Here is a 25,678-nt window from a genome sequence, read left to right on the forward strand (position 1 = left end):
TGGCCTCGCCGCCGATCAGAATTCGACGCCCGGCTGCCCTTTGATGCCGGAGCGGAACGGATGCTTGATCAGCTCCATCTCGGTGACGAGATCGGCGATCTCGATCAGCTCTTCCTTGGCGTTACGGCCCGTCAGGACCACATGCGTCATATAAGGCTTTTCGGCCTTCAGGAATTCCAGCACTTCGTTGAGGTCGAGATAATCGTAGCGCAGGGCGATGTTGATTTCATCAAGCAACACCATTGAGTTACGCTCGTCGCGGATCAGATCCTTGGCCTTTTCCCAGGCCACCCCCGCCGCCGCCACGTCGCGGGCGCGATCCTGGGTCTCCCAGGTGAACCCCTCACCCATGGTATGAAACTGGCAGACATCGGAAAAATGCTTTTCGATCAGGTCACGCTCGCCCGTCCACATCGCCCCCTTGATGAACTGCACCACGGCACAAGGCTTTCCATGTGCGATATGGCGGAAGATCATGCCGAAAGCGGCTGACGATTTTCCCTTGCCCTTGCCGGTATGGACGATGATCAGGCCCTTCTCGTCCGTCTTGGTCGCCATGATCTTGTCGCGCGCCGCCTTCTTCTTGGCCATCTTGTCGGCATGGCGAGCATCATCGTTCTTCGGTGCGTCAGCGCCCGTTTCGGCCAATTCGTCGCTCATTGCGTTCTCCCTGATATGATCGATTTCTGTGCCAGCGGCCCGCTTCGCCAGAGGTAGAGCGCCACCAGCGGCATAGTTTCGGTCTGCATGGCGTGGCGGATGTTCGACGGGTGGTGGATCACCTCGCCCGACCAGCGCGGCAGGAAAGGCTGGGCATCCTTGCTCCACTGCGAACCGTCGGTCAGCGGAATATAGATTTCCTCGGCCTGATGATGGTGATCTGGATAGTGCACTCCCGGACCTAGCAGCAGGAAGCCGCCGGCCATGTCATCGCTCGAGAAATGGCCACGCGTGCCGAAGAGTTCGACCCAGCCGTATCTTTCCAAGAAATCCGCCCCGAAATCGGTGATGCTGTAGGTCTGGGCCCAATGCAGTATACCGGCGGCATCGCGAAGGCTATTAAACAGGCTCGCCTCGGCCTCACCGCCCGGCCTGCGCAGCTCACGAAGATAGGCAACCACAGGCAGATCGCACGGCGCAAGCGACCGCTCCTCCATCGGCCACTGGAAGCCCTCGATGAAATGCCTCAGCATCGGATCGCTGCGCGACAAGAGATAGTCGCGGAAGGCAGCCAGAAGGTCCTCGACCGCACTCACGCCGCAGCCTCCTTGCCCGGTTTCAGGCTTTCCAGATCGAAGCGCGCCGAGTTGCTTCTCGGCGTCCAGAGATTGCGATCGATCGCCTCAAGCAGACGCTCGTTCAAGTCGCGCAGGGCCGCCGGATTTTTCTCCGCCATGAAATCGCGCACTCGCTGATCGACCACGAAGGCCTGGTAGACCGCCTCGAAATGATGGTTGCGGACGGCCCCGGTCGTTGCCGCAAACGCGAAGAGATAATCGACGGTCGCCGCGATCTCGAAGGCGCCCTTGTAGCCATGGCGCATGACGCCATCGATCCATTTCGGATTGACGACACGCCCGCGCACCACCCGGCCGATCTCCTCTTCCAGCGAGCGGATGACAGGCTTTTCCGGCCGCGAATGATCATTGTGATAGATCGATGGGCGGGCGCCGGCGAGCTGTTCGGCAGCGGCGGCCATGCCGCCCTCGAATTGATAATAGTCATCGCTATCGAGCAGGTCATGCTCGCGATTGTCCTGGTTCTGCACGACCGCCTGGATCGAGCGCAATCGCTCCTCGAAGACACCGCGCTCCGCCCTTCCTTCCTCGCCGGCGCCATAGGCGTAGCTTCCCCAGACGAGATAGGCTTCGGCAAGATCCGCGCGCCGCTCCCATCCCTTCTCGTCGATGAGCGCCTGGAGGCCAGCTCCGTAAGCGCCGGGTTTCGAACCGAAGATGCGATAGCCGGCTCGGCGGCTTGCCGAGGCCGTGTCCAAACCGGCCGCTTCGAGCCGCGCGATCTCACCGCGCATGCGGGCTGCGATCGGATTATCCGTCGCATCCTCCTCGAGCGCCCCGACAGCCCGGATCGCCTTGTCGAACAAAGCGATCTGCTCGGGAAATGCATCGCGGAAGAAACCGGAGATGCGCAGCGTGACGTCGACGCGTGGCCGCCTGAGCATTGCGGGCGGGATGATCTCGTAGCCGGTGACGCGCCGCGAGGTCATGTCCCAGACCGGCTTGACGCCGATCAGCGCCAGCGCCTGCGCGATATCATCGCCGCCGGTGCGCATGTTCGACGTGCCCCAGGCGGTCAGACCAAAGGAAACGGGCCATTCGCCATGGTCCTGAACATAACGGCGGATCAGCAGCTCGGCGGATTTTTTGCCAAGTTCATAGGCCGCCGGCGTCGGCACGGCACGACTATCCACCGAATAGAAATTCCGCCCGGTCGGCAGCACATCCGGCCTGCCCCGCGTCGGCGCGCCGGACGGGCCCGGCGGCACGAAACGCCCGTCGAGACCCTTTAGCAAGGCAGCGATTTCCGCATCGCCGCAAGCGAGGATAGACGGCTTCAGTCGGGTTTCGATTTCGGCGAGAACCGCGCTTGTATGGGACCAGCTCTCGGGACATGCAATCTCGCCAGCAACGAATTTCGCCGCCAGAAGTTCGATGCGTTCGACAGTATCGCCTTGCGTGCGCCAGGGGTCCTCAGAAATGCTGGCAAGAATGCTGGAGTGCTTGCCGGTCCAATCAGCCGCCATATCGCAATCCAAGGGATCGAATGGCTTTTGCGGAGAGATACCCCCCTCTGTCAGCTCTGCTGACATCTCTCCCACGAGGGGGGAGATTATTGGGAGTATGCCGCTCCCCTCTCCCAAATTGTCGCCCACAATATCAACGGAAACGATGTCTACTTGAGGCGATGAAGCGCCGCGGGCAGACAATCTCCCCCCCTGTGAGGGAGATGTCGCGAGAGGTCCGAAGGACGAGGGGGGTATCGCACTCTCAGCGAATTCCACACCCTCCAACGCATCCCGCGCAATCGCCCGCTGCAGGCTCTGATCACCGCCCTCACCCAAACCTCTGGGAACCCGCGCCAGCGCCACCGTCAGATCCGTCAACAGCCGTCCGGACGGCGAAACACCGAAGATATGCAGGCCGTCGCGGATCTGCATCTCCTTGAGATCGCAGAGATAGGCGTCGAGTTTCTTCAACGCCTCATCCTCGCCCTCACCCTTGGCGATGCCGGCATCCTGATCGAGGCCGATATCAGCGACGAGGTGTAGGATTTGCTTGCGCAGCAGCCGGATACGGCGCGGGTCGCCGCCAGACGCCTCGTAATATTCATCGACAAGCGCTTCCAGATCCTTCAACGGACCGTAGCTTTCAGCGCGCGTCAGCGGCGGCGTCAGATGGTCGATGATCACAGCGCTCGTGCGGCGCTTGGCCTGCGTGCCTTCGCCGGGATCGTTGACGATGAACGGATAGAGATTGGGCGTCGGCCCGAGGATCGCCTCGGGATAGCAGTTTTCGGAGAGTGCCAGCGCCTTGCCCGGCAGCCATTCGAGATTGCCGTGCTTGCCCATATGGATGACGGCATGCGCATCGAAAGATCGGCGCAGGAAGGCATAGAAGGCAAGATAGCCATGCGGCGGTACCAGATCCGGAGAATGATAGCTCTCCTTCGGATCGATATTGTAGCCGCGCGCCGGTTGAATGCCGACGAGCACATTACCGAAACGGGCAAACGGCAGGGCAAAAGCGCCCTCCCGCGCATAAGGGTCCGTCTCCGGATCGCCCCAGCGCGTGGTGATCTCATCCTGAATCCGCTCGGGAAGAGATGAGAAGAAATCCTTGTATTCACTGAAGGAAAGCGTCTCGCGAACCAGCCTGCCGTCATGACCGGAATTTGTGGGACCATCCGTCAGGTGCCGGATCAGCGCGTCGCCATCAGCGGGTAGATCGGCAACGGGATAGCCTGCCGCCTGCATCGCTCTCAAGACCTCGATCGTGCCGGCGGGGGTATCCGACCCGACGCCATTGCCCAAGCGTCCGTCCCGATTCGGATAATTCGCCATGACAAGTGCCACGCGACGATCCCGCGGCCGCGCATTGCGCAATCGCGCCCAGCTCGCGGCCAGTCGCGCCGTATAGCGCATGCGATCATCAGACGGTTCGCTGGCAACGATGTTCGCCTCGACCCGCTCGTCGTACCGCGCCGCCGCCTTGAACGATACGGCGCGGGCGAGCACACGTCCGTCGACCTCCGGGAGCGCAACATTCATGCCGAGATCGCGCGCCGAAAGTCCCTGCGACGACGCCTCCCAGGCTTCCTTGGACGAAGCAGAGAAGATTGCCTGCAGGACGATTGCCTCGCCTGACTCGAGAACAGTCGCCTGTCGGTCCGCGCCCGGTGCAGAAACCGCAAAGCCCGTCGTGTTGACGACGACATCCGGCTTCAGCTCGGCAAAAACACTCTCCAGAATGCCGACGGATACCGCATCCTTCAAACTGTAAGCGAACACCGGCAACGGCCGCATGCCCTCTGCGATGAGCGCACGCATCATCGCTTCGACAGGCTTGGTTTCACCGCTCTGGACAAGCGCGCGATAGAAGGAAACGGCGACGGTCGGGGGTTCGATATCCGCTACCCGCTCCACTCCCTGTAACGCCCCCTCACCCGGCGCTCCTTCGATAAACTCAGGAGCGCCACCCTCTCCCCGCTGGGGCGAGGGTAAGTTCACCGCACTCTCAACACTCCCCTTCCCCCCCAGGGGAGAAGGTGCCCGAAGGGCGAATGAGGGGGTGCTTCCACACGACGCAGAAACACTCCTCCATTCCTCAATCCCGATCGCGCCCCTGCCCGGCCACCAGATCCCGGCCTTCATCAAGGGCGCGGCGGGCATCGGCTTTTCCGCCCCCGACAGCATCGCCTCGGCATAGGCGAGAAACGCCCTGGAGTTCGCCTCCCCGCCCTCGATCAGATAGGACCAGAGCGCATTGAGATCATCGAGCGCGACGTTGGAGAAAGGTGTCAGCCCGGGATCGGGTTTCGAATCTCCGGGCAGCACCGCAATCGATGCACCATGGCGCGCGGCGCAGGCATGCAACGCCTCCAACGCATAATGGAAATAGCTCGCACCTCCGAGCGCCCGCACGATGATCAGCTTCGCATGCCGTGCGGTGCGCTCGATATAGGTATCGACCGACATCGGATGCTTCAGCCTCATCAGGCTCGCAAGCCGCAGGGAACAGGCGGCCTCGCCTTGCCTGTGTGCAGCGGCAATCGCCGCAAGCTCGGTATCGGCCGCCGACAGGAAGAGGATATCGCCCGGCGACTGGCCGAGATCGATCGCCTCCTCGCCGTCGCTGATCGTTCCCTTCTGGGCTAGGAGGAGATGCATGGCTTTACCTTAGACCAGCGCTTCGATCGCCTTGCGCACGATCCCTTCGTCCATCTCGTGCAGGCCGATCACGACCAGACGCGTCGCGCGCTCCTCGCCGGGCACCCAGGCACGGTCGAAATAATTGTCGATGCGGCTGCCGACGGCCTGTACCTGCAGGCGCATCGGCTTGCCGGGCACATCCACGAAGCCCTTGAGACGCAGGACATCATGTTGCGAAATCACGCTCTTTAGGGCTTCGATGAAGGCGGCCGGGTCGGCAATAGGCCCAAGCTCGACGACGAAGCTGTCGAATTCGTCGTGATCGTGCGGCGTGCCGTCTTCGTGTTCCAGCTCATGATGCGATTTGCGGTTGGCGATATCGCCCTCGGTACCAATGCCGAGGCCGAGCAGGATGGCGGCCGGCACATCGCCGTTCTTCGCCTCGATGATCGTCGGCTTGCGGACGGTGCGTGACGCAACTTCGGCACGCACGCGGCCAAGGCCGGCGACGTCGATCAGGTCAGTCTTGTTAAGGACGATCAGATCGGCGCAGGTGAGCTGATCTTCGAACAGTTCCTCGATCGGGCTTTCATGATCGAGCGAATCGTCCTCGACACGGCGGGCTTCGACAGCATCATGATCGTCGGCGAAGCGGCCGGCGGCAACGGCGGCGCTATCGACCACGGTAATGACGCCGTCGACGGTAACGTGGGTGCGGATGTCAGGCCAGTTGAAGGCAGCGACCAGCGGCTGCGGCAGCGCCAGGCCCGAGGTCTCGATGACGATATGATCCGGGCGTACGTCACGCTCCAAAAGCTTCGTCATGGTCGGGATGAAATCATCAGCGACGGTGCAGCAGATGCAGCCGTTGGTCAGCTCGATGATATCGTCCTCTGTGCAGTTCTCCGCGCCGCAGCCCTTGAGCACGTCGCCGTCGACACCGAGATCGCCGAACTCGTTGATGATGAGGGCGATCTTCTTGCCGCCGGCATTCTGCAACAGGTTGCGGATCATCGTCGTTTTGCCGGCTCCCAGAAAGCCGGTGATGACGGTGGCGGGAATCTTTGCCTGGTTCATATGCATCAACCCTTCATTTTCAGCGGCAAACCCGCTGCGATAAAATAGACTTCGGCGCTTGCCGCCGCGATCATCTGGTGCAGCCGGCCGGCGTGATCGCGAAATTCGCGCGCCATGCGATTTTCCGGCACGATGCCGAGCCCGACCTCGTTGGAGACGAGCACGAGCCGCGATTGGGCTCTTGGCAGAAACTTTGTGAGAGCGGCAAACTCCGTACCGATGTTTCGTTCGGCCATCATCAGATTGGTGACCCAAAGCGTCAGGCAATCGACAAGAACAGCACGGCCATCACCGTCGATCGCCGCCAGCCGGGCGGTCAAATCGAGCGGCTCCTCGTGCGTCGTCCAGAGATCGCCGCGGTCGTTTCGATGCTGCGCAATACGTTCGCGCATCTCGTCGTCCCAGGCTCGTCCGGTCGCCACATAGTGGCGGTCAAGGCCCGTATCCGAGATCAGCGATTCGGCGAATCGGGATTTGCCGGAGCGCGCGCCGCCGAGAACGAAAACAGCGCGGGATTGTGAGGATGGCATGGGCTATCGTCGCCCCCATGCGAGGGCGCGGACCCGCGCAACGCGGCGAAGACCGAGAGGGGCACGCTTACGCGCGAGAAATTCGTTTGGCGCCATGACAACCTCCGTGCTGGCAGCGAGACAAGCGTCCCAAGATGGGCTTGTGCCCGGCACGTATGGCAGGTCTCCTGGCTCGCGGATAAAGCGCATGACGGGGGCAGACCGAAACCGGTCGCCCCCGATCGTACGCCAGCGGATCTTTCTCGCCTTCCCGGCAATGCATCATGAAAAGGCGGACGATTCGTAGATATTAGAGGCGTCCAGCCCTGGTAGATCATGATGCCACACCAGTGGCTTCTCCGGCTTGAAGTTGCTCCGCCTGTTCGCCCCATGCGAACTATCGGCGGGATACCTGTCAAACCGGACGAAAGACCCTGACCGCTCTACAGTCGCGGGGTCGGCTGTGATGAGAACGCCCGGATTGGGTCCGCCCTTTCACATTCCCTTTTCATCCCATGCGGCACATCGCCGCTCGGAAACCATTCGTTATTCCTGCAATGATTAGGCTTTCACTTAGTTCAAGTCAATCAAGGACATGGATGCGACATCGGCTGTCCCGGCCGCGAAATCGCTGCATATTCCCGAGAAGGCGTCGCACATTCACCGGAAGGCGCCAGTCTTTTTGCCGTATTTCTTTGATGTTAGGAGTTTATAGAGGCTAAGCCCCCACATTCGAGTAGAAACGTATCGTCCGCCCCCAATGTTGCAGAAATTCCAACCCCGTCGCCTTGGCGTCTTCTCAGCCCTATTCGATCTTGGTCGATTTAGAGCGTTACTGCGTCGCGGTGAACTAGGACTCGTCTTCGCCGGCGCCCTCGTGGGCGTCGCATCCGGCTGCGCCGTTACCGCCATGAGTTTCGTGTCGCGCAAGCTCCACAGCCTCATCTACGGGATTACGGACTACGAGCGCCTGAGCTCGGCGGCAGTGGCGATCCCGGACAAATCGGTGGTGCTGATAGCCCCGATAGCCGGCGGCATCATACTTGGCATCCTGCTCTATATTCTGTCACGCACCCGCAAGAAGCCGATGGTCGACCCGATCGAAGCGAATGCGCTGCATGGCGGACGCATGTCCTTGACCGACAGCATCATCGTCGCCGTGCAGAATCTGATCTCGAATGGGTTCGGCGCCTCCGTCGGGCTTGAAGCGGGCTACACGCAGCTTGCCGCCGGCATCGCTTCGAAATTCGGCTACAAGATGCAGATGCGGCGCGCGGATCTGCGCATGCTCGTGGGCTGCGGCGCAGCCGGCGCCATTGCCGCAGCGTTCAACGCGCCGCTAACCGGCGCCTTTTATGCCTTCGAGCTGATCATCGGCACCTATTCCATCCTGACCCTGACGCCCGTCGTCGTCTCGGCCCTGATATCGACGATGATAGCAAGGCTGCTCGCCGGCGACGACTTCGCCATCGATATCGGCCATTTCGGCGCAATCGTGCCGGCGGATTACCTTCCGGCTGTTTTGCTCGGCGCTTTTTGCGCCGGCATCGGCATCCTGATCATGCAGGGCGTCGCCTGGGTCGAGGAACTGGCGCGCAAAAGCTCGATTGCGCCACCTTTCCGCCCGGCGCTCGGCGGCCTGTTCGTCGGCCTGCTGGCCTTGATATCGCCCCAGGTTCTATCGGCCGGCCATGGCGCACTGCATCTCAATCTCTCCACCGACGTGACCTTGTGGGCGCTGGTCAGCCTTTTCGTTCTGAAATCCCTCGCCTCGGCTGTGTCGATCGGTTCCGGCTTCAGGGGTGGCCTGTTCTTCGCATCGCTGTTCATGGGCGCGCTGCTCGGCAAGATTTTCGCCTATTGCGCCCCCTATTTCGATCACGCCACATTGACGCCGGCCGTCTATGCCGTGGTCGGCATGAGCGCGCTTGCCGTTTCAATCATCGGCGGCCCGCTGACGATGACGTTCCTGGCGCTGGAAATCACCGGCGACTTTCCGATCACCGCGCTGGTGCTGGCTGCCGTCATCACCTCGTCGCTCGTCGTGCGCACAACCTTCGGCTATTCCTTCGCCACATGGCGCTTCCATCTGCGTGGCGAAAGCATCCGCAGCGCGCACGATGTCGGCTGGATCCGCAATCTCACTGTGGCACGCATGATGCGCCCCGACGTACACACGGCAAGCGTCGGCATGAGCATCGAGGAATTCCGCAAAGCCTTTCCGATCGGCTCGGCGCAGCGCGTCATTCTGATCGACAACAACGAGAAATATTCCGGCATGGTGCTGGTGCCGGATATCTATGCGAGCCCGGTCGAGAAGGATGACGAGGAACATGGTCTTGCCGATTTCATCCGCCATCGCAACGAATTCCTGCAGCCGCAGATGAACGCCAAGCAGGCCGCAGCCATGTTCGACCAGACCAAGAGCGAAGCGCTGGTGGTCATAAACGACCTCATCGAACGCAAGGTCGTGGGGCTGCTGACCGAAAGCTACACGCTGCGTCGCTACAGCGAAGAGCTCGACCGCCGCCGTCGCGAGGTGTCCGGCGAACTCTAGAGCCGTCAGGCATTTCGTGGAATCGCCTAACGGCTCTAGGTTATTGTTTTTACGCAATTCCGGACGGAAAACCGCTGCGTACTTTTCCTGGAATTGCCCTAGCTGACAAGGCTGTCGAGCCAGGCAGGATCGAGCACGCCTTCCAGCTCGGTCGCGATCTCATCCAGCGCCGCGTCGACGCCCGCGCGATAGCCCATTCGTTCGCCGGTCAGGCCGAAGCTTTCGAGCAGTCTTGCCCGGTAGGCATCGCTGCCGAAAAGCCCGTGCAGATACGTCCCCATGACGCGGCCGTCGGGCGACAGCGCTCCGTCCGGCCGGCCATCAATGACAGTCGAGGGGCGATCACAGTCCGGACCGCGCGTCACGCCGAGATGGATTTCATAGCCGGACAACGCCACGTCATATTCCTTCGAGACGGCGAGACTGTTGCGGACAGTCTTTTCAGGCGCCATTTCCGTGTCGACATCCAGCAGGCCAAGTCCGGGTGTCTCCGTCACCGATCCTTCGATGCTAAGCGGATCGAAGACCATGCGGCCGAGCATCTGATAGCCGCCGCAAATGCCGATGACGCGGCCGCCGCGGCGCACATGGGCGGCAATATCAAGATCCCATCCCTGCTCGCGTAGATCGAGGAGGTCACCGATTGTCGACTTCGACCCCGGCAAAACCACAAGCCCCGCATCATCAGGCAGCCGTTCACCGGCCCGGACGAAGACGAGATCGACATCGGGTTCGGCCCGCAGCGGATCGAAGTCGTCGAAATTCGCAATGCGCGACAGCATGGGCACGGCAATTTTCAATGCGCCGGAGGAGCCCCGTGTGAGCCGTTCCAGCACAACGGAATCCTCAGCAGGAAGCCGGCCGGCGGCTTTGAGCCACGGCACGATGCCATGGCACGGCCAGCCGGTGAAAGTGCCGATCGCGTCTATGCCCTCTCCAAACAGCGAGACATCGCCGCGAAACTTGTTGATGAGGTAGCCGCGGATCATGCGCCGGTCCTCCTCCAGCAGGATATGATAGGTGCCCACCAGCGACGCGATGACGCCGCCGCGGTCGATATCGCCGACCAGCACCACAGGCACGTTGGCGCGGGTGGCAAAGCCCATATTGGCGATATCACCCTGCCTGAGATTGATCTCGGCAGGCGAACCGGCACCCTCGACGATGACAAGGTCGGTTCCCGCGCGCATGGCCGCGAAGCTTTCCAGGACGGCGCCGAGCAGCTGCGGCTTGAGCGCCTGATAGTCCCTGCCCTTGGCATGCCCCCAGACCTTGCCTTGCACGATGATCTGGCTCCCCGTCTCCGATTGCGGCTTCAGGAGCACCGGGTTCATGTGCACGGATGACGGGACGCGCGCCGCCAGCGATTGCAGCCACTGGGCGCGGCCGATCTCACCGCCATCCTCGGCAACGGCGGCATTGTTGGACATGTTCTGCGGCTTGAAGGGACGGACCCTGACACCCCTGTTGGCGAACAGACGGCACAGCCCGGCGACCAATACCGTTTTTCCGACATCGGAGCCGGTTCCCTGCAGCATGATCGCCTTCGTCATTCTTCATCGCTCCGAGATGCTACAGCCCCTGAAAACACGGAATTTTGCCTTGATTCCGCCGCGATCCCTAACGGCCTGAAGCCGTCGGCACGATACAAAAATACATCACTTCGCACCATGCTCTATTTGCGACATCGGATGACGATTCCATCCATTGTTAGTTATACTGAAGAGGATTATCTCCACCGCGAAAACAAACAACGAAAACCGGCCGTTTCGGCCTGGAGGATACCCCGATGCTTTTCATCTTCAACAGACAGAATTCCATCCAGATCGCCTGGAATGGCAAACTGCCGGCAAGCCGCCCTGATACCCGCCTGCAGCAGCTCGATACGCGTTTCGGCACGGTCGGCTTCATCCGGACCTATAACGTCGGTTGATACCCCGTCAAGCCGCAGGTCCTGCGCACGACAAGCCGCCATGCGACCGCATCGGCGGCTTTATTTTTTTATTCCACATAAGGAACGAAAGTCCGGCATTGGCCAGACGCCGGCTATCTACCCCACATCCGCCTACCTGGAACGCGGCAGCCATAAAACGCGAAAACCGCGCGATCCGAGGATCAACGCGGTTTGCCAAAAACGCCGGCTCCCCTGCATAAACGCTGCAAGGTTCGCTTTCTCCGGTACGCTTTACCTAAGCCGGAGAAGCAGCGGTGTCCCCCGCCACACATCGATTGATAAACCGACATCGTTACCGGAGCGTTATTAAGTGCTTAAATAAGAATGAATCCGAAAATTTTTTGAAAATTTTCTCATTCACGTTGCGAAATCGCAAACGACGCAAATGGAATAGAAAACGTCTTTCAAGGACGCGATATTTTAGCGGCATTTAACTTCGCCTGTGCTTTAAGGCTTCGTTGGAGCCTTGCAATGCCCATTTTGCAGCCGCGAATAGTAGAAAATAGGCTAATTCAGGCGCTTATATAAGCTTCTCCAACAGGCGCGATAAGTTCAATCAGCCGACAGACTGTTGATTTCTTCATTCAAATCCTTACGCTACTCGCCGTCGATGTAGAAAATGCTCGGCCGCGACAGGGTTCCGCGGTCGCAAAAAGACCAGATGCACGACAGCAGCAAAGGGGACCGTGCGGGCGTCGTCAGCGGCGTATGAACGGTTGTGGTTGAACCGCGCTGACAGGGATCGACAGACATCATATCCGCTTGGAGTCGATTTCCGTAACGTAACGAAAAATTGGGAGACATTATCAATGAAGAAGCTTCTCGCTTCCGCCATCTTCGCATTCGGCGCCTATGCTTTGGCTGGCTCGGCGCACGCTGCGGAATGCGGCGACGTATCGATCGCCGAAATGAATTGGGCCTCTGCCGGCGTTGCCGCCCAGGTCGACAAGATCATCCTTCAGAATGGCTACGGCTGTAACGTCACACTGGTAACCGGCGACACGCAGCCGACCTTCACCTCCATGGACGAAAAGGGCCAGCCCGACGTCGCGCCCGAGCTTTGGGTCAACGCAGTGCGCACCGCGCTCGACAAGGCCGTGTCCGAAGGTCGTCTGATCGAGGCAGCGCCACTCCTGAGCGATGGCGGCGTCGAGGGCTGGTGGATTCCGAAATTCCTCGCCGACGCGCATCCCGACATCAAGACCGTTCAGGACGCGCTGAAGCATCCGGAACTCTTCCCCGCCCCCGAAGATCCCTCCAAGGGCGCGGTATACAATTGCCCGGCAGGCTGGAACTGCCAGATCTCGACCGCCAATCTCTACAAGGCGCTCGGTGCCGAGAAGCTCGGCTTTTCGTTGGTCGATACCGGCTCTGCCGCGGGTCTTGACGGTTCGATCGCCAACGCCTTCGAAAAGAAGACCGGCTGGTTCGGCTACTATTGGGCACCGACCGCCATCCTCGGCAAGTACGAAATGGTGCGTCTGAGCTTCGGCGTGCCGCACGACAAGAAGGAATGGGACGCCTGCACGGCGATCCAGGATTGCGCCAATCCGAAGGTGAATTCCTATCCGGTTTCGGACGTCTACACGGTCGTAACGAAGGCTTTCGCATCCAAGGCTGGCGTTGCCATGGATTACGTTAAGACCCGCAAATGGGACAACGGCACGGTTGGCAAGGTTCTGGCCTGGATGACGGACAATCAGGGCACGAACGAAGACGGTGCGAAGTACTTCCTGAAGACCTACCCCGATATGTGGACCAAGTGGGTTTCTCCGGACGTCGCCACCAAGGTCAAGGCTTCGCTCTAATCCGCACGAATGAATCGGCGGCAGGCCCGCGTCTGTCGCCGATTTTATATTCGCCGGATGCGACTGACACTCATACCGACAGACCGAAGCGGCCGCAGGTCGCAACGAGTGCAGATTGGCGGCGGCAAATGTAGTAAGAATTAAAAAGCAGCCTGAAGAACCGGTCGCAGCGCTGCAACACCGTCCGTACATGAAGGCCACATGCACTGACAGGGACAGAACCGGACAAAGAAGGGGAAATACATGGCTATTCAGTGTACGATCCTGCCGGATGTGCTTTGCAATTTTCCGGCAATAGACGAATCGCTCATACGCCTTGCACGCAAGAATATCGACGATGGGTTCAGGGCATCCGTGCGCGCCTACGGCAATCTCATCGACGCCATCGTTCAGCCGCTGCAATGGTTCCTGAACTATCTGGAATGGCTCTTCACCAACACGCCGTGGTTCATCGTGCTTCTCGTCATGATGCTCGTCGTCTACGCCGCCAGCCGCAACCTCAAGATCGTCATAGGCACTGCGATATCAATGACGCTCATCGGCGTCTGCGGCCTCTGGGGCGACACCATGATAACGCTTGCGATGGTGACGGTCTGTACGCTCATCGCCATCGTCATCGGCCTGCCGATCGGCATATTGATGGCCCGCTCTGACCGGCTGCAGTCGATCGTCAACCCGATCCTCGACGTGATGCAGACGATGCCGAGCTTCGTCTATCTTATTCCCGTCGTGGTGATTTTCGGCATTGGAAAGGTCCCTGGCCTCATCGCTGTCGTCATCTATGCCGTCCCACCGATGATCCGGTTGACCAATCTCGGCATCCGCCTGGTGGACAAGGAAGTGCTGGAAGCCGCCGATGCATTCGGCTCGTCGCATCGCCAGAAGCTTTTCAACGTGCAGATCCCGCTCGCGTTGCCCACCATCATGGCCGGCATCAATCAGACCATCATGATGTCACTTGCCATGGTCGTGGTCGCATCGATGGTCGGTGTCGGCGGTCTCGGCAAGAACACGCTCCAGGCGATCAACAACCAGTTCTTCACGGTCGGCTTCCTCAACGGATTCGCACTGGTCGCAATCGCCATCATTTTCGACCGCACGAGCCAGGCCTACGGCAGACGGCTCCAGAAGCACTCGGAGGTCATTCATGGCTAGTCACGCGATCCAGATCAAAAGCCTCTACAAAATCTTCGGTCCGCGCGGGCGTGACTTCGTGGACATGGTCAAGAACGGCACCGGCAAGACCGAACTCAACGAGACGCACGGTCACGTGCTCGGCTTGCAGGATATCAACATAGACATGCCGGCCGGCGCCATCACCGTCGTCATGGGCCTCTCCGGCTCCGGCAAGTCAACGCTGATCCGCCATATCAACAGGCTGATCGAGCCGACCGCCGGCGAAGTGCTCTATGACGGCATCGACGTCTGCAAAATGAATGAAAACGCCCTGCGTGAATTCCGCCGTCACAAGACGGCGATGGTGTTCCAGAAATTCGCTTTGCTGCCGCATCGCACAGTCATCGAGAACACCATTTACGGCCTGGACATTCAGGGTGTGCCCCGTGCTGAGGGCGAGAAGAAGGGACAATACTGGATCGAGCGTGTCGGCCTCAAAGGTTTCGAAAGGCACTATCCGAACCAGCTCTCCGGCGGCATGCAGCAGCGCGTGGGGCTTGCCCGCGCTCTGACCAATGACGCCGATATCCTGCTGATGGACGAAGCCTATTCGGCGCTCGATCCGCTGATCCGCGTGGACATGCAGAGCGTGCTGCTCGACCTGCAAAAGGAGCTGAAGAAGACCGTCGTCTTCATCACCCACGATCTCGACGAGGCACTCCGCCTGGGCGACAAGATCGCGATCCTGCGTGACGGCAAGGTCGTGCAGCAGGGAACCGGCCAAGAGATCGTGCTGAAACCCGCGGACGACTACATCACCGCCTTCGTTAAGGAAGTGAACCGCGGCCGCATCATCCAGGCTCAGACCATCATGAAGCCGCTTTCCGGTGAACCCGGCGGCAGCCGCGTACCCGGTGACATGACGCTGGAAATCGCCGCCAAACAGATGACCGACGCCGGACATACCGGAGCCGTCGTCACCGACGCCAGTGGCAAGCCCATCGGTGCGATAGACCTGCAAAGCATCATCTCCGCCATGGTGACGCCGACAACCCATGAAACGGCACAGATGGCGGCGGCTTAAAGACTTCCTTATCTGATAAAGGAGAGCGCCCAGCACAGGGCGCTCTCTTCCTCTTCATGCAAGATGAACATGCTTATCGCTGTTCGCTCGTTGCACTCATATAAAGAAATGTTTATATCTGCATTTCATAACCGAACATCCGCATATCCGGAGAAGACGCCATGACCGTCGCAGCCAATCCCTTGACCGATCTTCTTGCTGAAAAAGGCGTGCTCCTCGCTGACGGCGCGACGGGCACAAACCTCTTTGCCATGGGTCTGGAAGCCGGTGAAGCGCCGGAACTGTGGAACGAACAGCACCCCGAGCGGATTGCAAAACTGCATCAGGATTTCGTTGATGCCGGCGCCGACATCATCCTGACCAATACCTTCGGCGGAACGCGTCATCGCTTGAAGCTGCACCATGCGCAGGATCGCGTACACAGCCTGAACAAGGTTGCCGCCGAAATTGCCCGTGCCGTCGCCGACAAGACTGACCGCAAGATCATCGTCGCCGGCTCCGTCGGGCCGACAGGCGAGCTGCTGGTGCCGCTTGGCGCATTGACCTATGAAGATGCCGTTTCCGCCTTCATCGAACAGATCGAGGGCCTGCAGGCCGGTGGTGCCGACGTCGCCTGGATCGAGACCATGTCCTCGCCCGAGGAAATCCGCGCAGCTGCCGAAGCTGCCGTCAAGGTCGGCCTGCCCTATACCTATACGGGCTCGTTCGACACGGCCGGCAAGACCATGATGGGCCTGCATCCGAAGGATATTCATGGCATTGCCAAGGACGTCGGCGAAGGTCCGCTCGCCGTCGGCGCCAATTGCGGCGTCGGCGCATCGGATATCCTGTCGAGCCTGCTCGACATGACCGATTCCGATCCGGCGGCAACCGTGATCGTCAAGGGTAACTGCGGCATCCCCGAATATCGCGGCGCCGAGATCCATTATTCCGGCACGCCACCGCTGATGGCCGACTACGCGCGCCTTGCGCGCGACGCCGGCGCCAAGATCATCGGCGGCTGCTGCGGCACTTCCTGCGGCCACCTCGCCGCCATGCGCCAAGCACTCGACAACTATACGCCCGGCCCGCGTCCGACACTGGAAGTGATCGTCGAACGGATCGGCCCGATGCGCAACAAGACGGCCAATGAAGGCGGAACGGCGCCGGTGCGTGAGCGCAGACGCCGCAGCTAAACGGCGACTTGCTGCGTCAGGCCTCAAAACCTGACGCAAGCGACCATCATGACAATTGAATAATCAAGAAGGCGGTGGCGTTTCACTACTTCTCGCCACCGAGAGGGCGCCCCTCGGTAAAATGCGGCACGACGCGGCTGTCGAATGCCTTCAGGGCCGCGCCGATCGCCTGATGCATATCGAGGTAGCGATAGGTCCCAAGCCGTCCACCGAAATGGACGTTGGCCTCCGCCTCGGCACGCTCGCGGTACCGCAGGAAGACCGCCTTGTCCTGCCGTGTGTCGATCGGATAATAGGGCTCGTCCGCGCGTTTGGCCGAACGTGAATACTCCCGCACCACAACAGTCTTTTCAGTCTGATAGCTGCGCTCGGGATTGAAGTGGCGGAACTCCAGGATGCGGGTGTACGGAATAGTCTCGTCGGCATAGTTCATGACAGCCGTACCCTGGAAATCGCCGGTGTTCAGGGTCTCTTTCTCGAAATCGATCGTGCGCCAGCCCAATTCTCCCTCGGAATAATCGAAATAGCGATCGATGGGGCCGGTATAGACGATGGGGAGACCGGGCGGCAAAGCAGACTTCAGCGAAAAGAAATCGACACCGAGAGCAATGTCGATCCTCGGATGCTTCAGCATCCTCTCGAAGATGGCCGTATAGCCGTCGACCGGCAGGCCTTCATATTTGTCGTTGAAATACCGATTGTCGAACGTGTAGCGGACCGGCAGCCGCGTGATGATATGTTCCGGCAGGTCACGCGGGTCCGTCTGCCATTGCTTGGCGGTATAGCCGCGGATGAAGGCTTCGTATAGCGGCCGGCCGATCAGGGAAATCGCCTTCTCTTCGAGGTTCGCCGGGTGGCGCCCTGCCATTTCGGCCGCCTGCTCCGCGATCAAGGCTCGCGCTTCATCCGGCGAAAGGCGCCGACTGAAAAACTGCGAGATGGTACCGAGGTTGATCGGCATCGAGTAGACCTGGTTGCGGTAGCTCGAATAGACGCGATGCTTGTAGTCGGTAAATTCGGTGAACCTGTTGAGATAGGTCCAAACCATCTCGTTCGGCGTGTGGAAGAGATGGGCGCCGTAACGATGAACCTCGATGCCGGTCTCGCCGTCGAACTCGCTGTAGGCATTGCCGCCAATATGGCTGCGGCGATCGATCAGAAGCACGTTCTTCTGAAGCTCGTTTGCCACCCGCTCCGCAAGCGTCGCGCCATAGAAGCCGGCACCGACGATCAATAGGTCTACCTTCGAAAAATCGATCATGCTTTCAAACTTTCGGCGCCCTCAATGTCGGCGATGGTTTTAGTGGAGTGCGAAAATGATCATTGGGGAAGCTGACAAGGCATCGGCGCACGGGATTGCGCCGATGACATGAGGAAACTGCGGCCACATCGCCCGGACGAGGCGGCGCCAGCCACGACCTCACCACACGCCGGCATATTTCAGAGGCGTGTACTGGTATGTCTTGAACAGCGCCGCCTGCTCGTCGACCGCCGCCTTGACATTGTATGTTGCGCCGAGCGGGCGCGTATGGGCAACGGCGACGGCATCGATGATCGCCATTCGGGCCGTGGGACGCCCGAGGAACGATGGCCAGAGGTGATCGAGGCCATAGCCTGATTCGACATCCCTCATGGAGCCGATGCAGATCTGCAGCGCACGCTGCGAGAAGAGCGGGCACATGATTTCGACGAAACCTTCATAGCGCACCAGGCCATTGGGTATCTGAACCGTCAAGGGATGGTTAGGGTAGCAGCCCGGGCCTTTCTTGAGCGATGGCTGTGCGAGATCGAGGCCGTGTTTGTGTGACAGGTGGAACATTCTGTTGACGTCTTCACCGTTGCACAGCAGGTCGTCGTCCGGCAACCATATGCGCTCATAGTTCCAAAGCGGGCTGCCCTCGTAAAAGAGGTCGTAGAGAAGCTTGAACTTCTTGCGCTTTGGCAAATGCGCCAGATATTCGTAAGGACTACCGGAAACTTCCGGTTCCTCGGCGCCGTAATAACCGATGCAAAGATCCCAGTTGCGGGTCGCTTCGTCTATCTTTTCGAACCAGCGCGGGTGCAGAGACTTCGAATTGGCGGGCACGACGACAAGATTGGGACGCCGTATCCCCTGCTGGGGCTGCGCGCGGAACGTCGCGCGGCGTTCGACATCCGCAGGCGTCGGAAATAGCGGATGGGGAGGATGATCGGCTGGCACCAGCAGGTAGGTGGCGTCGACACCTCCGATCACGCCCCGCCCCGCAAGCGCCATGAGATTGTCGTCTTCGATATGTGCGGAATCGAAAATGACCGACGGCAATCCATCTCGGTCGATCAGGCAAAGCCGGCCGCCCATGACATGCCAGAAATCCACGTCAGGTTCAAAATAGTTGCCGATCAGCCCATCCGGCGCCAGCACCATGAAGGATGAGAACATCCCGCGGTTCACGTCGCCGAAGCCCCAGAATGTGCCGCTCAGCATCTCCTGGGTCAGAGGCGGCGCGTCGGACCACCGCATCTGGTTTGCCGGGCGCGCGGCATATTCGGACGTGTGCAGGCTGTTCGCTGCCAATGACATGTTGGACTGTCCCCTATTCCTGGACCCAAGCAACGGCGCGATCTGAGGAAGGCGGCTGCATAAACAGCTCCGGAATGTCCGCCCCCAATCGAACTCGTTTGGTCGACACCTTGGCGTTCATTCCTTTTGCGAAGCTTACGGCAGGAATCGACCGCGCCTCATCGCAAGGCGCAATCAATCCAGCCTCGCGAAAGTTGGTCGGCATAGTGTCTGAAGCGGAATTTCTACGCGGGGCAGTCACGCGTTCAGAATATTGCCAAGAATGTCGGCGCTCGGCGGACACGAAGGTCGGTCGTGTCGTCCGTCAAGTCGGGACAAACAACCACTCGTCTCTTTTTACGGTAGAAGAAGATGCATCAGAAGAAGAAGCTGGCCATACTCATCGAAGTCGATAGTTTCATCGGCGACATCTATCATCATCTTTCAAAAACTTACGAAGTCCTGGCGATACAGCCGAAGACTTACAAAGAGATCGAAACGGCAGTGGAATGGGCCGACATCGTCTGGTTCGAATTCTGCAACGAACTCTTCGCGCATGCGATCAATCAGAACATCCGCCGACTCGGCAAACGCGTCATTGCGCGCTGGCATCGTTTCGAAATCGTGGAATCGAATTTTCCGACGCGCATCAACTTTGGCTTCATCGACGACCTGATCCTCGTATCTCACGACATGCTTCGCGTCCTGAAGCTCAGGGTGCCGCAGCTCTCGCAAAAGACACGCACACACGTCGTCTGGAACGGCCTCAATCTCGAAAAGTTCAAGCCGATCCCGTCGCTTGACAAGAAGAAGATCGTTTGGGCAGCCAAGCCGTTCATGCGCAAGAACCAGCCAATGTTCCTGCAGATCATGCACGCCCTGGTGAAGAGGGACCCGTCCTACACCCTGCATGTCGCCGGCGAGCAGGAAGAGTTCGTCATGGCGCCTTACCTGCAGCGCACTACGGAGAAGCTCGGCCTCGCTCGCCACGTCTTCTTCCACGGCTGGCAGCGGGACATGCCTGCTTTTCTCGCCGACAAGGGCGTTATTCTGTCGACCTCCATCCACGAGAGTTTTGGATACAACATCGCCGAGGCGATGGCCGTCGGCGCCCTGCCCGTGGTTCACGACTATCCCGGCGCGGAGGAATTCTGGCCCGACGAAATCCGTTTCTCATCGGTGGACGAGGCTGTCGAGAAGATCATCTCCGGACAGATGCATCAGTGGTCGCAATATGTGCGCGAAAAGTTTCCTCTCGCCAAACAATTGCATGAAGTGGACATGGTCATGAACGGCCGGGTGGCCGAAGTCGCGCCGCCGCCTGTGGCTCCGATCGAGCAACATGCCGGTTCGCACCTCAAGCGGCCTGTTCCGCTTTGGCTGGTACAACAGCCGGCTCCCCCGCTGCAGGCGCAGCAGCCCGTGACCGTGCCGCAGGCCATATCGGTGCAGCAGGTTCAAGAGGCTGCTCTTCCGATCGGCGAGGTTTTTGCGCCGCAGATGCGGCAGCCCCTTCCGGTGCAGCCGCAGCCTATCTCCATGCCGCCGGCGCAGCGGCTCGCTCCCGTGCCGCCTCCGCAGCAACAGCCAAAGACGCCTGACGCGCCGCTTGCCTTTGATTCCAGCGGCTATTGGGAGACCCGCTACCGCACCGGCGGCAATTCGGGAGCCGGATCCTACGATGTCCTCGCCAACTACAAGGGCCTGTTTCTCAACTCCTTCGCCCGAAAGAAAGAGCTTTCCTCCTTTGCGGAAATGGGGTCCGGCGATGGCAATCAGCTGAAATATTTCGCATTCGATCGCTATACCGGCTTCGACGTCTCGAAGACCGTGATCGAGCGCACGCAGGCGATGTATCGGGATAAGCCGAACTACCAGTTCATCTGGCTGGGCGACCAGTCCCTGGATTGGGAAACCCAAGAGGACGCCTATGACTGCGCCTTGTCTCTCGATGTGCTTTACCACCTCATCGATGACGCGATCTACGTCAACTATCTCGACCAGCTGTTCTCCCTCTCAAGGCGCTACGTCGTCATATATGCCTCCAACTTCGACGGTCCCGACATCCGCGGCGCCGCCCATGTCCGGCATCGCAAGTTCACGAACGACATCGCCCGCAGGTTCCCCCAATGGACATTGCTGAAGCTCGTCGAGAATCCCTACAAGTTCAGGGAATCGACCGAGGCGGATTTTGCGATCTACAGCCGCGACGAGTTCGAAGATCCGTCGGGGCTCAACGAACTCAATAGCATCCGATAGAATTGAGCATACAAAAAGAGAGGCGCAACGGCTCTGCCAGTTGCGCCTCTCTTTTTTTGCACCGGTTGTTGCCGGCAACGAGTAGAATCGCCGGGCTAGTTCGACAAGCTGCCAAGCACCAGATACGGCGTCCGCTTCAGCTTCAGCGATACTTCGGCCATTTCGGGCGACTGCGCTCGGACGCAGTTGTATTCAGGCTGATCATATCCCGCATAGGACTGTGTGATCAGCATGAGAAACCGCTCCCTGAGATTGACTGGCAGACGCGGATATATCCATTCCAGCAGATCCAGCTTGCTGCGAAGGAACCACTGATAATAGGCCTGTTTCATGAGAGGCAGACGCGCGAACAACGCCTCCACCTCCTCGAATGCCGTGAAGATTTCGAAACGCTTTTCAGTGAACACGTTGGTAAGCTGCGCCCGCTCCTCATAGACGCGGTGACCGATGAGATAACGATTCATCATGCCGATCCTCTGTGCATGCATATAGATATGCCAGTGGGCGTAGATATCGTTATGGACGCGCGTCTCGGAGAAACGCAGGCCCGTTTCCCGGCAAAGCTTGGCGCTGACGATCTTGTTCCAGGGGAAATTGACGGTGAAGAGCAGCCTTCCGCACTGTTGAAGCGTGAAGACGCGGATGTCCGCATCACCAACCAGCTGGCGCCAGGCCTCGTCATCGATCGGCAGCATCGGATCCAGACGGTCGTTCTTTTCGGTGACATAGCGGTACCGAAACACCATCACGTCGCAGCCATGGGCTTCCATGTGATAGATGACCTCGTCGATCGAGCGATGGGCGATCATGTCATCAGCGTCGAGAAAATAGTAATAATCGCCGCGTGCCGCCGCCATGCCGGCATTGCGGCTGTATCCGGCACCGCGATTTTCCGGATTGCGCAGCAACCGTACGCGCTTGTCGCGTCGGGCATATTGTTCGACGATCATCGCGGTGGCATCGCGCGACGTGTCGTCAACGATGATCACTTCCAAAACCTCGCGATTTTCAAGAACAGCCGTAATGATGTCGCCGAGGGAGTCCTGCGCGTTGTAGGCTGGGATGATGACACTGACTTTGCTCACAAGGTCTCCTGATACTAAATGGGTGCCGGACCTGGGGGTATCGGCCATGCTATTCGCCTCAAGCTGCGTAGCCATCCTTCCGGCGGAACGACCTCGGCAAATTGCGATCGCGACCTATCAAAACTCACGGGACCGCTCCCTAAAAGCATAGGGGTCGGAACTTGCACTGAACTGGTGCGTGGATGCCCTACCCGATCGGAGGAAGGCCGAACTATCCAGCCCCGCGAAAGCAAACCGGCTTATGCAAAAGACAAAGTCCGCGCCCAGAATCGCGCCGATGCCGTGGAGAAATCGATGTCTTCTGCTGAAATCCCCGTCCTTTCGATTTGCGTTCCAACCTTCAATCGTCAGTTCTTGCTTGAGCGGAACATAAATTTCCACCTGGACGCTTTTCGTAAGCTCGATATCCCCTTTGAAATCGTCATTGTCGACGATTGCTCGACCGACGACACCGCCGCCTATATCCAGTCGATCTCTCATCATCCGGAAATCAGCGCCTATCGCCGGGCACGCAATTCCGGCTTCATCAGCAACTACGCCTTTGCCATGCAGCGGGCTCGCGGCCACTATGCGGTCTTCCTCGGCGACGACGATCTGCTGATTCCGGAAAAGGTCGTCGAATATCTCCACATTATGGTGGACGACAGGCGGATCGGCATGATCCAGGCGCCATGGCTTCTGGTCGACGGGCGGCCGGGCGGCGGAGACATGCAGCCTTTCTATCACCTCTCCTACCCCTCGCGGCATGCCAAGGGCGATTTCCATTCGATGCTGGAATTCATCCTGGAACGGCATGTCTTCCCAGAATTCATGATCATCCGGCGCGACATCCTGGCGAGATCCATATCCAGCCCGACGCCCTTTATTTTCTGGGCCTTTCTCTACACCACCCGCGCGCTGGATAAGGCCGATGTGCTGTTCATGCCGGAACCCTTCGCCCGCGTGACTGCGATTTCCGACGACCCCCGTCTGCAACAGGGCAACAAGGAATGCATGTTCCAGTGGGACAGCTACCGAGGCGGCCTCGAATATCTTGCATCGCAGGCGCTTCGCGACAACCGGCTGCCGCCGGAGTATCGCGGCTCGTTGATGCCGCGCATCACGGACTTCATGCTGCAGCGCCAGGCCGTGGCGATGCGCTTGCACGTCAATGCGCAGAACTGGGTCGAAGCCTACATCATGTACCACCGCATGGCGGCCTATCATCCCACGCCGCTGCCGGCCGAATCCTACGACCAGATCCGCAAGCTGGCGGGCATCGCAACAGCTGCGACGGAGGCAATCGCCTTCAACGGCGAGCCCGTCATCCTTGAACCGATCATCGACGACGCCACGATCAATCTTCTCTCGCCCTCGATCCGGGAGCATCTCATCCGGGAAGAACCGCAGGCCGGCGGCTATGACAGGAAGCCAAGAGCATATCTGCGCTTTACGGAAAATTTTCCTGCCAATCCGGGACCCAAGGACGGCATGTTCGACATTCTGACCTACATCGAACAGTTTGCCTGACGATCACTGCCGGGGACCGATACTGGATCCGCTGTCGGCGTCGCATTGCGAACGCCCGGTCCGAATCCCAGCTCGGTCGCCAGGCGTGCATTCAGCCGGGCAATAACTCGGTCACCGCGATGATCGGGCCGAGTGGAAACAGGCCGTCCCGCCTTTGCCATTCAGGAATGTCGAGGCTGGAAATGCTGCCGTCCAGAAACAGCGCATTCGCGCAGCTTAGCTCGTCGCGGAAAAGCGTCGCAAAGTCATGAAAGCGGACAGGGCCATCCGAAATCGCGAAAACGACCTTGCCGTCGTTGGTGACACCAACGCCGTTTCGCGTCTTGAAGCTGGTGCTGTCGGCAAGAAATGACGGATGGAGCTTGCCGTCGATGACGAGCATCGGGCCGGACTGGGTCGCGTAGAACGGCTTGATGTTGGACGCGGCGAAGGACTTGCTTTCCATCACACCGGCACGGCCCGGCAGGAGATAAAAGACGCCGTTCGGCAACAGGTGGAAATTGCCCCACCCCTTGTTGGTGTTGATCCTCTTCAGCTCGCGACCATTTTCGACGAAGAGGCCGACGGGGGACTGATCGTCGAGATACATGCCGCCGTTCATGGCGAAGCGAACATAGATGCGGTCCTGGCGTAGATCGTTTTCCAAAGCCCGGAACGAACCATAGGGCTTGCCGCTGCGATCATTCTGGAAAAGCTGGATATCGTCGGTCGCCGGATCGAAGGTGCAAACCGTATAGCCATCACCGAGATGCTCGACCTTGCGGCAGGCCTCGCCGGCCGATGCAGTGGCAGCGCACGCAAGAACCGCGAGGATGATCATCAATCGAATCAAGCTGACAACTCCGGATGGATGCCCGCTCTTACAATTGAAGGGCCGCCATGTGAAAGGCAAGCTGTGCGGCAGGATAACGATAGCTGGCCCCAACCGGACAGGCATTGCGCGCGAGACAACCTGCCGCCATGCAGCCCAATTGCCCTTCATCAGTCCGCAGATGCGTTCGACAGCGTTGAACGTCGAACCCGGCGGGCGCCACTGCATCGACGGGACAGGCATCGAGACAAGGCTTATCCAGGCAATGATCGCAAGGATGCGCGCCGCGCGCCGGCGCTCCGTCATCCACTAGAATATCCACAAAACCCAGGGCACCGCGATAGCCGTGCCAGAGGCCGTATTCCGGATGGATCAGGATGCCGAGCGGCGAGGCCTTCAGGCTCTCCGCCCGCATGGCCCACTGCTGGAAAGGCTGCCATGGAGGATCCGAGGGAAAATAGGCCGTCGCTCCGAGCTCGTCAGCAATCGGCCGGATGATCGCCTTCGACCAGTCGTCGAGCGGATCGCGGCGCAGGATATTCTCCGGCAACTGCCGCCAGCGTAGGAAGGGCTGCCAGATCGAGCCGCCGACATTGCCGAGCAGGACGACGCTGCGCGCAGCCGCCCCGTCGGCCAGCAGCGGCCCCTCGCCTGCGTCGAAAGACAGGCTACCGCGAACGAAAACTCCGTGGGCGTCGAGCGCCGCACGGAGCTGTTTCAATATGGCGGGATCGCGGTTCACCGTGGCCCCTTATATTGATAGTGCGGCCGCCAGACCTCCTTCTGGATCAGATCGGCAACGCGTA

The 25,678-nt window shown here is 59.7% G+C and carries 19 protein-coding genes and 1 riboswitch; of the genes, 8 read left to right on the plus strand and 11 right to left on the minus strand.

Annotated features, from left to right (window positions below; all coding sequences use genetic code 11):
• Nucleotides 1-15: 15 nt before the first annotated feature.
• The 5 genes from cobO to cobU are packed head-to-tail and all read right to left on the minus strand — an operon-like array spanning nucleotide 16 to nucleotide 6,996.
• Entirely contained in the window at nucleotides 16-660 is a 645-nt protein-coding gene (cobO, locus tag JTP94_RS23425; protein ID WP_204852818.1) for a cob(I)yrinic acid a,c-diamide adenosyltransferase, read from the minus strand.
• Entirely contained in the window at nucleotides 657-1,256 is a 600-nt protein-coding gene (locus JTP94_RS23430) for a dimethylsulfonioproprionate lyase family protein (protein ID WP_204852819.1), read from the minus strand. Before JTP94_RS23430 ends, cobO begins: the two co-directional genes overlap by 4 nt.
• Nucleotides 1,253-5,407 (minus strand): cobaltochelatase subunit CobN, encoded by a 4,155-nt coding sequence (gene cobN, locus JTP94_RS23435; RefSeq protein WP_204852820.1) that lies wholly within the window; start codon nucleotides 5,405-5,407, stop codon nucleotides 1,253-1,255. The genes JTP94_RS23430 and cobN overlap by 4 nt, the downstream gene beginning before the upstream one ends.
• A gap of 9 nt (nucleotides 5,408-5,416) precedes the next feature.
• Nucleotides 5,417-6,466 (minus strand): cobalamin biosynthesis protein CobW, encoded by a 1,050-nt coding sequence (gene cobW, locus JTP94_RS23440; RefSeq protein ID WP_204852821.1) that lies wholly within the window; start codon nucleotides 6,464-6,466, stop codon nucleotides 5,417-5,419.
• A gap of 5 nt (nucleotides 6,467-6,471) precedes the next feature.
• On the minus strand, nucleotides 6,472-6,996 hold the full coding sequence (gene cobU / locus JTP94_RS23445; protein WP_204852822.1) for a bifunctional adenosylcobinamide kinase/adenosylcobinamide-phosphate guanylyltransferase: 525 nt from the start codon (nucleotides 6,994-6,996) through the stop codon (nucleotides 6,472-6,474).
• A 139-nt stretch (nucleotides 6,997-7,135) separates the two neighbouring features.
• Nucleotides 7,136-7,534: riboswitch (cobalamin riboswitch) on the minus strand.
• Nucleotides 7,535-7,735: 201 nt separating this feature from the next.
• On the opposite strand from cobU, the gene JTP94_RS23450 reads away from it, so the two are divergent.
• On the plus strand, nucleotides 7,736-9,532 hold the full coding sequence (locus JTP94_RS23450) for a chloride channel protein (RefSeq protein ID WP_204852823.1): 1,797 nt from the start codon (nucleotides 7,736-7,738) through the stop codon (nucleotides 9,530-9,532).
• A gap of 98 nt (nucleotides 9,533-9,630) precedes the next feature.
• Here the strand turns inward: JTP94_RS23450 and JTP94_RS23455 are convergent, their stop codons facing one another.
• Nucleotides 9,631-11,085, minus strand: a complete 1,455-nt coding sequence (locus tag JTP94_RS23455) for a cobyric acid synthase (RefSeq protein ID WP_204852824.1) — start codon at nucleotides 11,083-11,085, stop codon at nucleotides 9,631-9,633.
• 236 nt (nucleotides 11,086-11,321) lie between these two features.
• On the opposite strand from JTP94_RS23455, the gene JTP94_RS23460 reads away from it, so the two are divergent.
• The 5 genes from JTP94_RS23460 (at nucleotide 11,322) to bmt (ending at nucleotide 16,669) form a co-directional block, all read left to right on the plus strand.
• Nucleotides 11,322-11,465 carry a hypothetical protein gene (locus JTP94_RS23460; RefSeq protein ID WP_204852825.1) on the plus strand — a complete coding sequence of 48 codons (144 nt, stop codon included), beginning with the start codon at nucleotides 11,322-11,324 and terminating at the stop codon, nucleotides 11,463-11,465.
• Between the two features lie 830 nt (nucleotides 11,466-12,295).
• Complete coding sequence (locus JTP94_RS23465) at nucleotides 12,296-13,294, plus strand: ABC transporter substrate-binding protein (protein ID WP_204852826.1); 999 nt, start codon at nucleotides 12,296-12,298, stop codon at nucleotides 13,292-13,294.
• Between the two features lie 243 nt (nucleotides 13,295-13,537).
• Nucleotides 13,538-14,449 (plus strand): proline/glycine betaine ABC transporter permease, encoded by a 912-nt coding sequence (locus tag JTP94_RS23470; RefSeq protein ID WP_204852827.1) that lies wholly within the window; start codon nucleotides 13,538-13,540, stop codon nucleotides 14,447-14,449.
• Nucleotides 14,442-15,494, plus strand: coding sequence for a glycine betaine/L-proline ABC transporter ATP-binding protein (locus JTP94_RS23475; protein ID WP_204852828.1), 1,053 nt, complete (start codon nucleotides 14,442-14,444; stop codon nucleotides 15,492-15,494). Before JTP94_RS23470 ends, JTP94_RS23475 begins: the two co-directional genes overlap by 8 nt.
• A 161-nt stretch (nucleotides 15,495-15,655) precedes the next feature.
• Nucleotides 15,656-16,669: a betaine--homocysteine S-methyltransferase gene (gene bmt, locus JTP94_RS23480; RefSeq protein ID WP_204852829.1), complete on the plus strand. Its 1,014-nt coding sequence runs from the start codon at nucleotides 15,656-15,658 to the stop codon at nucleotides 16,667-16,669.
• A gap of 85 nt (nucleotides 16,670-16,754) precedes the next feature.
• On the opposite strand, the gene glf is transcribed toward bmt, so the two are convergent.
• Together glf and JTP94_RS23490 are read right to left on the minus strand one after the other, a co-directional pair.
• Nucleotides 16,755-17,930 (minus strand): UDP-galactopyranose mutase, encoded by a 1,176-nt coding sequence (glf, locus tag JTP94_RS23485; RefSeq protein ID WP_204852830.1) that lies wholly within the window; start codon nucleotides 17,928-17,930, stop codon nucleotides 16,755-16,757.
• Nucleotides 17,931-18,089: 159 nt separating this feature from the next.
• Entirely contained in the window at nucleotides 18,090-19,229 is a 1,140-nt protein-coding gene (locus JTP94_RS23490) for a hypothetical protein (RefSeq protein ID WP_204852831.1), read from the minus strand.
• 351 nt (nucleotides 19,230-19,580) lie between these two features.
• Between JTP94_RS23490 and JTP94_RS23495 the strand changes: the two genes are divergently transcribed.
• Nucleotides 19,581-21,467, plus strand: a complete 1,887-nt coding sequence (locus tag JTP94_RS23495; RefSeq protein WP_204852832.1) for a glycosyltransferase — start codon at nucleotides 19,581-19,583, stop codon at nucleotides 21,465-21,467.
• A 95-nt stretch (nucleotides 21,468-21,562) separates the two neighbouring features.
• On the opposite strand, the gene JTP94_RS23500 is transcribed toward JTP94_RS23495, so the two are convergent.
• Nucleotides 21,563-22,600, minus strand: a complete 1,038-nt coding sequence (locus JTP94_RS23500; RefSeq protein ID WP_204852833.1) for a glycosyltransferase family 2 protein — start codon at nucleotides 22,598-22,600, stop codon at nucleotides 21,563-21,565.
• Between the two features lie 246 nt (nucleotides 22,601-22,846).
• Between JTP94_RS23500 and JTP94_RS23505 the strand changes: the two genes are divergently transcribed.
• Nucleotides 22,847-24,061: a glycosyltransferase family 2 protein gene (locus JTP94_RS23505; RefSeq protein WP_204852834.1), complete on the plus strand. Its 1,215-nt coding sequence runs from the start codon at nucleotides 22,847-22,849 to the stop codon at nucleotides 24,059-24,061.
• Nucleotides 24,062-24,152: 91 nt separating this feature from the next.
• Here the strand turns inward: JTP94_RS23505 and JTP94_RS23510 are convergent, their stop codons facing one another.
• Together JTP94_RS23510 and JTP94_RS23515 are read right to left on the minus strand one after the other, a co-directional pair.
• Nucleotides 24,153-24,881, minus strand: a complete 729-nt coding sequence (locus JTP94_RS23510) for a phosphodiester glycosidase family protein (RefSeq protein WP_204853084.1) — start codon at nucleotides 24,879-24,881, stop codon at nucleotides 24,153-24,155.
• Nucleotides 24,882-24,921: 40 nt separating this feature from the next.
• A complete protein-coding gene (locus JTP94_RS23515) occupies nucleotides 24,922-25,614 on the minus strand; it encodes a 4Fe-4S dicluster domain-containing protein (protein ID WP_204852835.1) in 693 nt (230 codons plus the stop codon).
• Between the last annotated feature and the right edge of the window lie 64 nt (nucleotides 25,615-25,678).

It is taken from the genome of Martinezella lusitana, from assembly GCF_016901135.1.
Taxonomy (GTDB): Bacteria; Pseudomonadota; Alphaproteobacteria; order Rhizobiales; family Rhizobiaceae; genus Rhizobium; species Rhizobium lusitanum_D.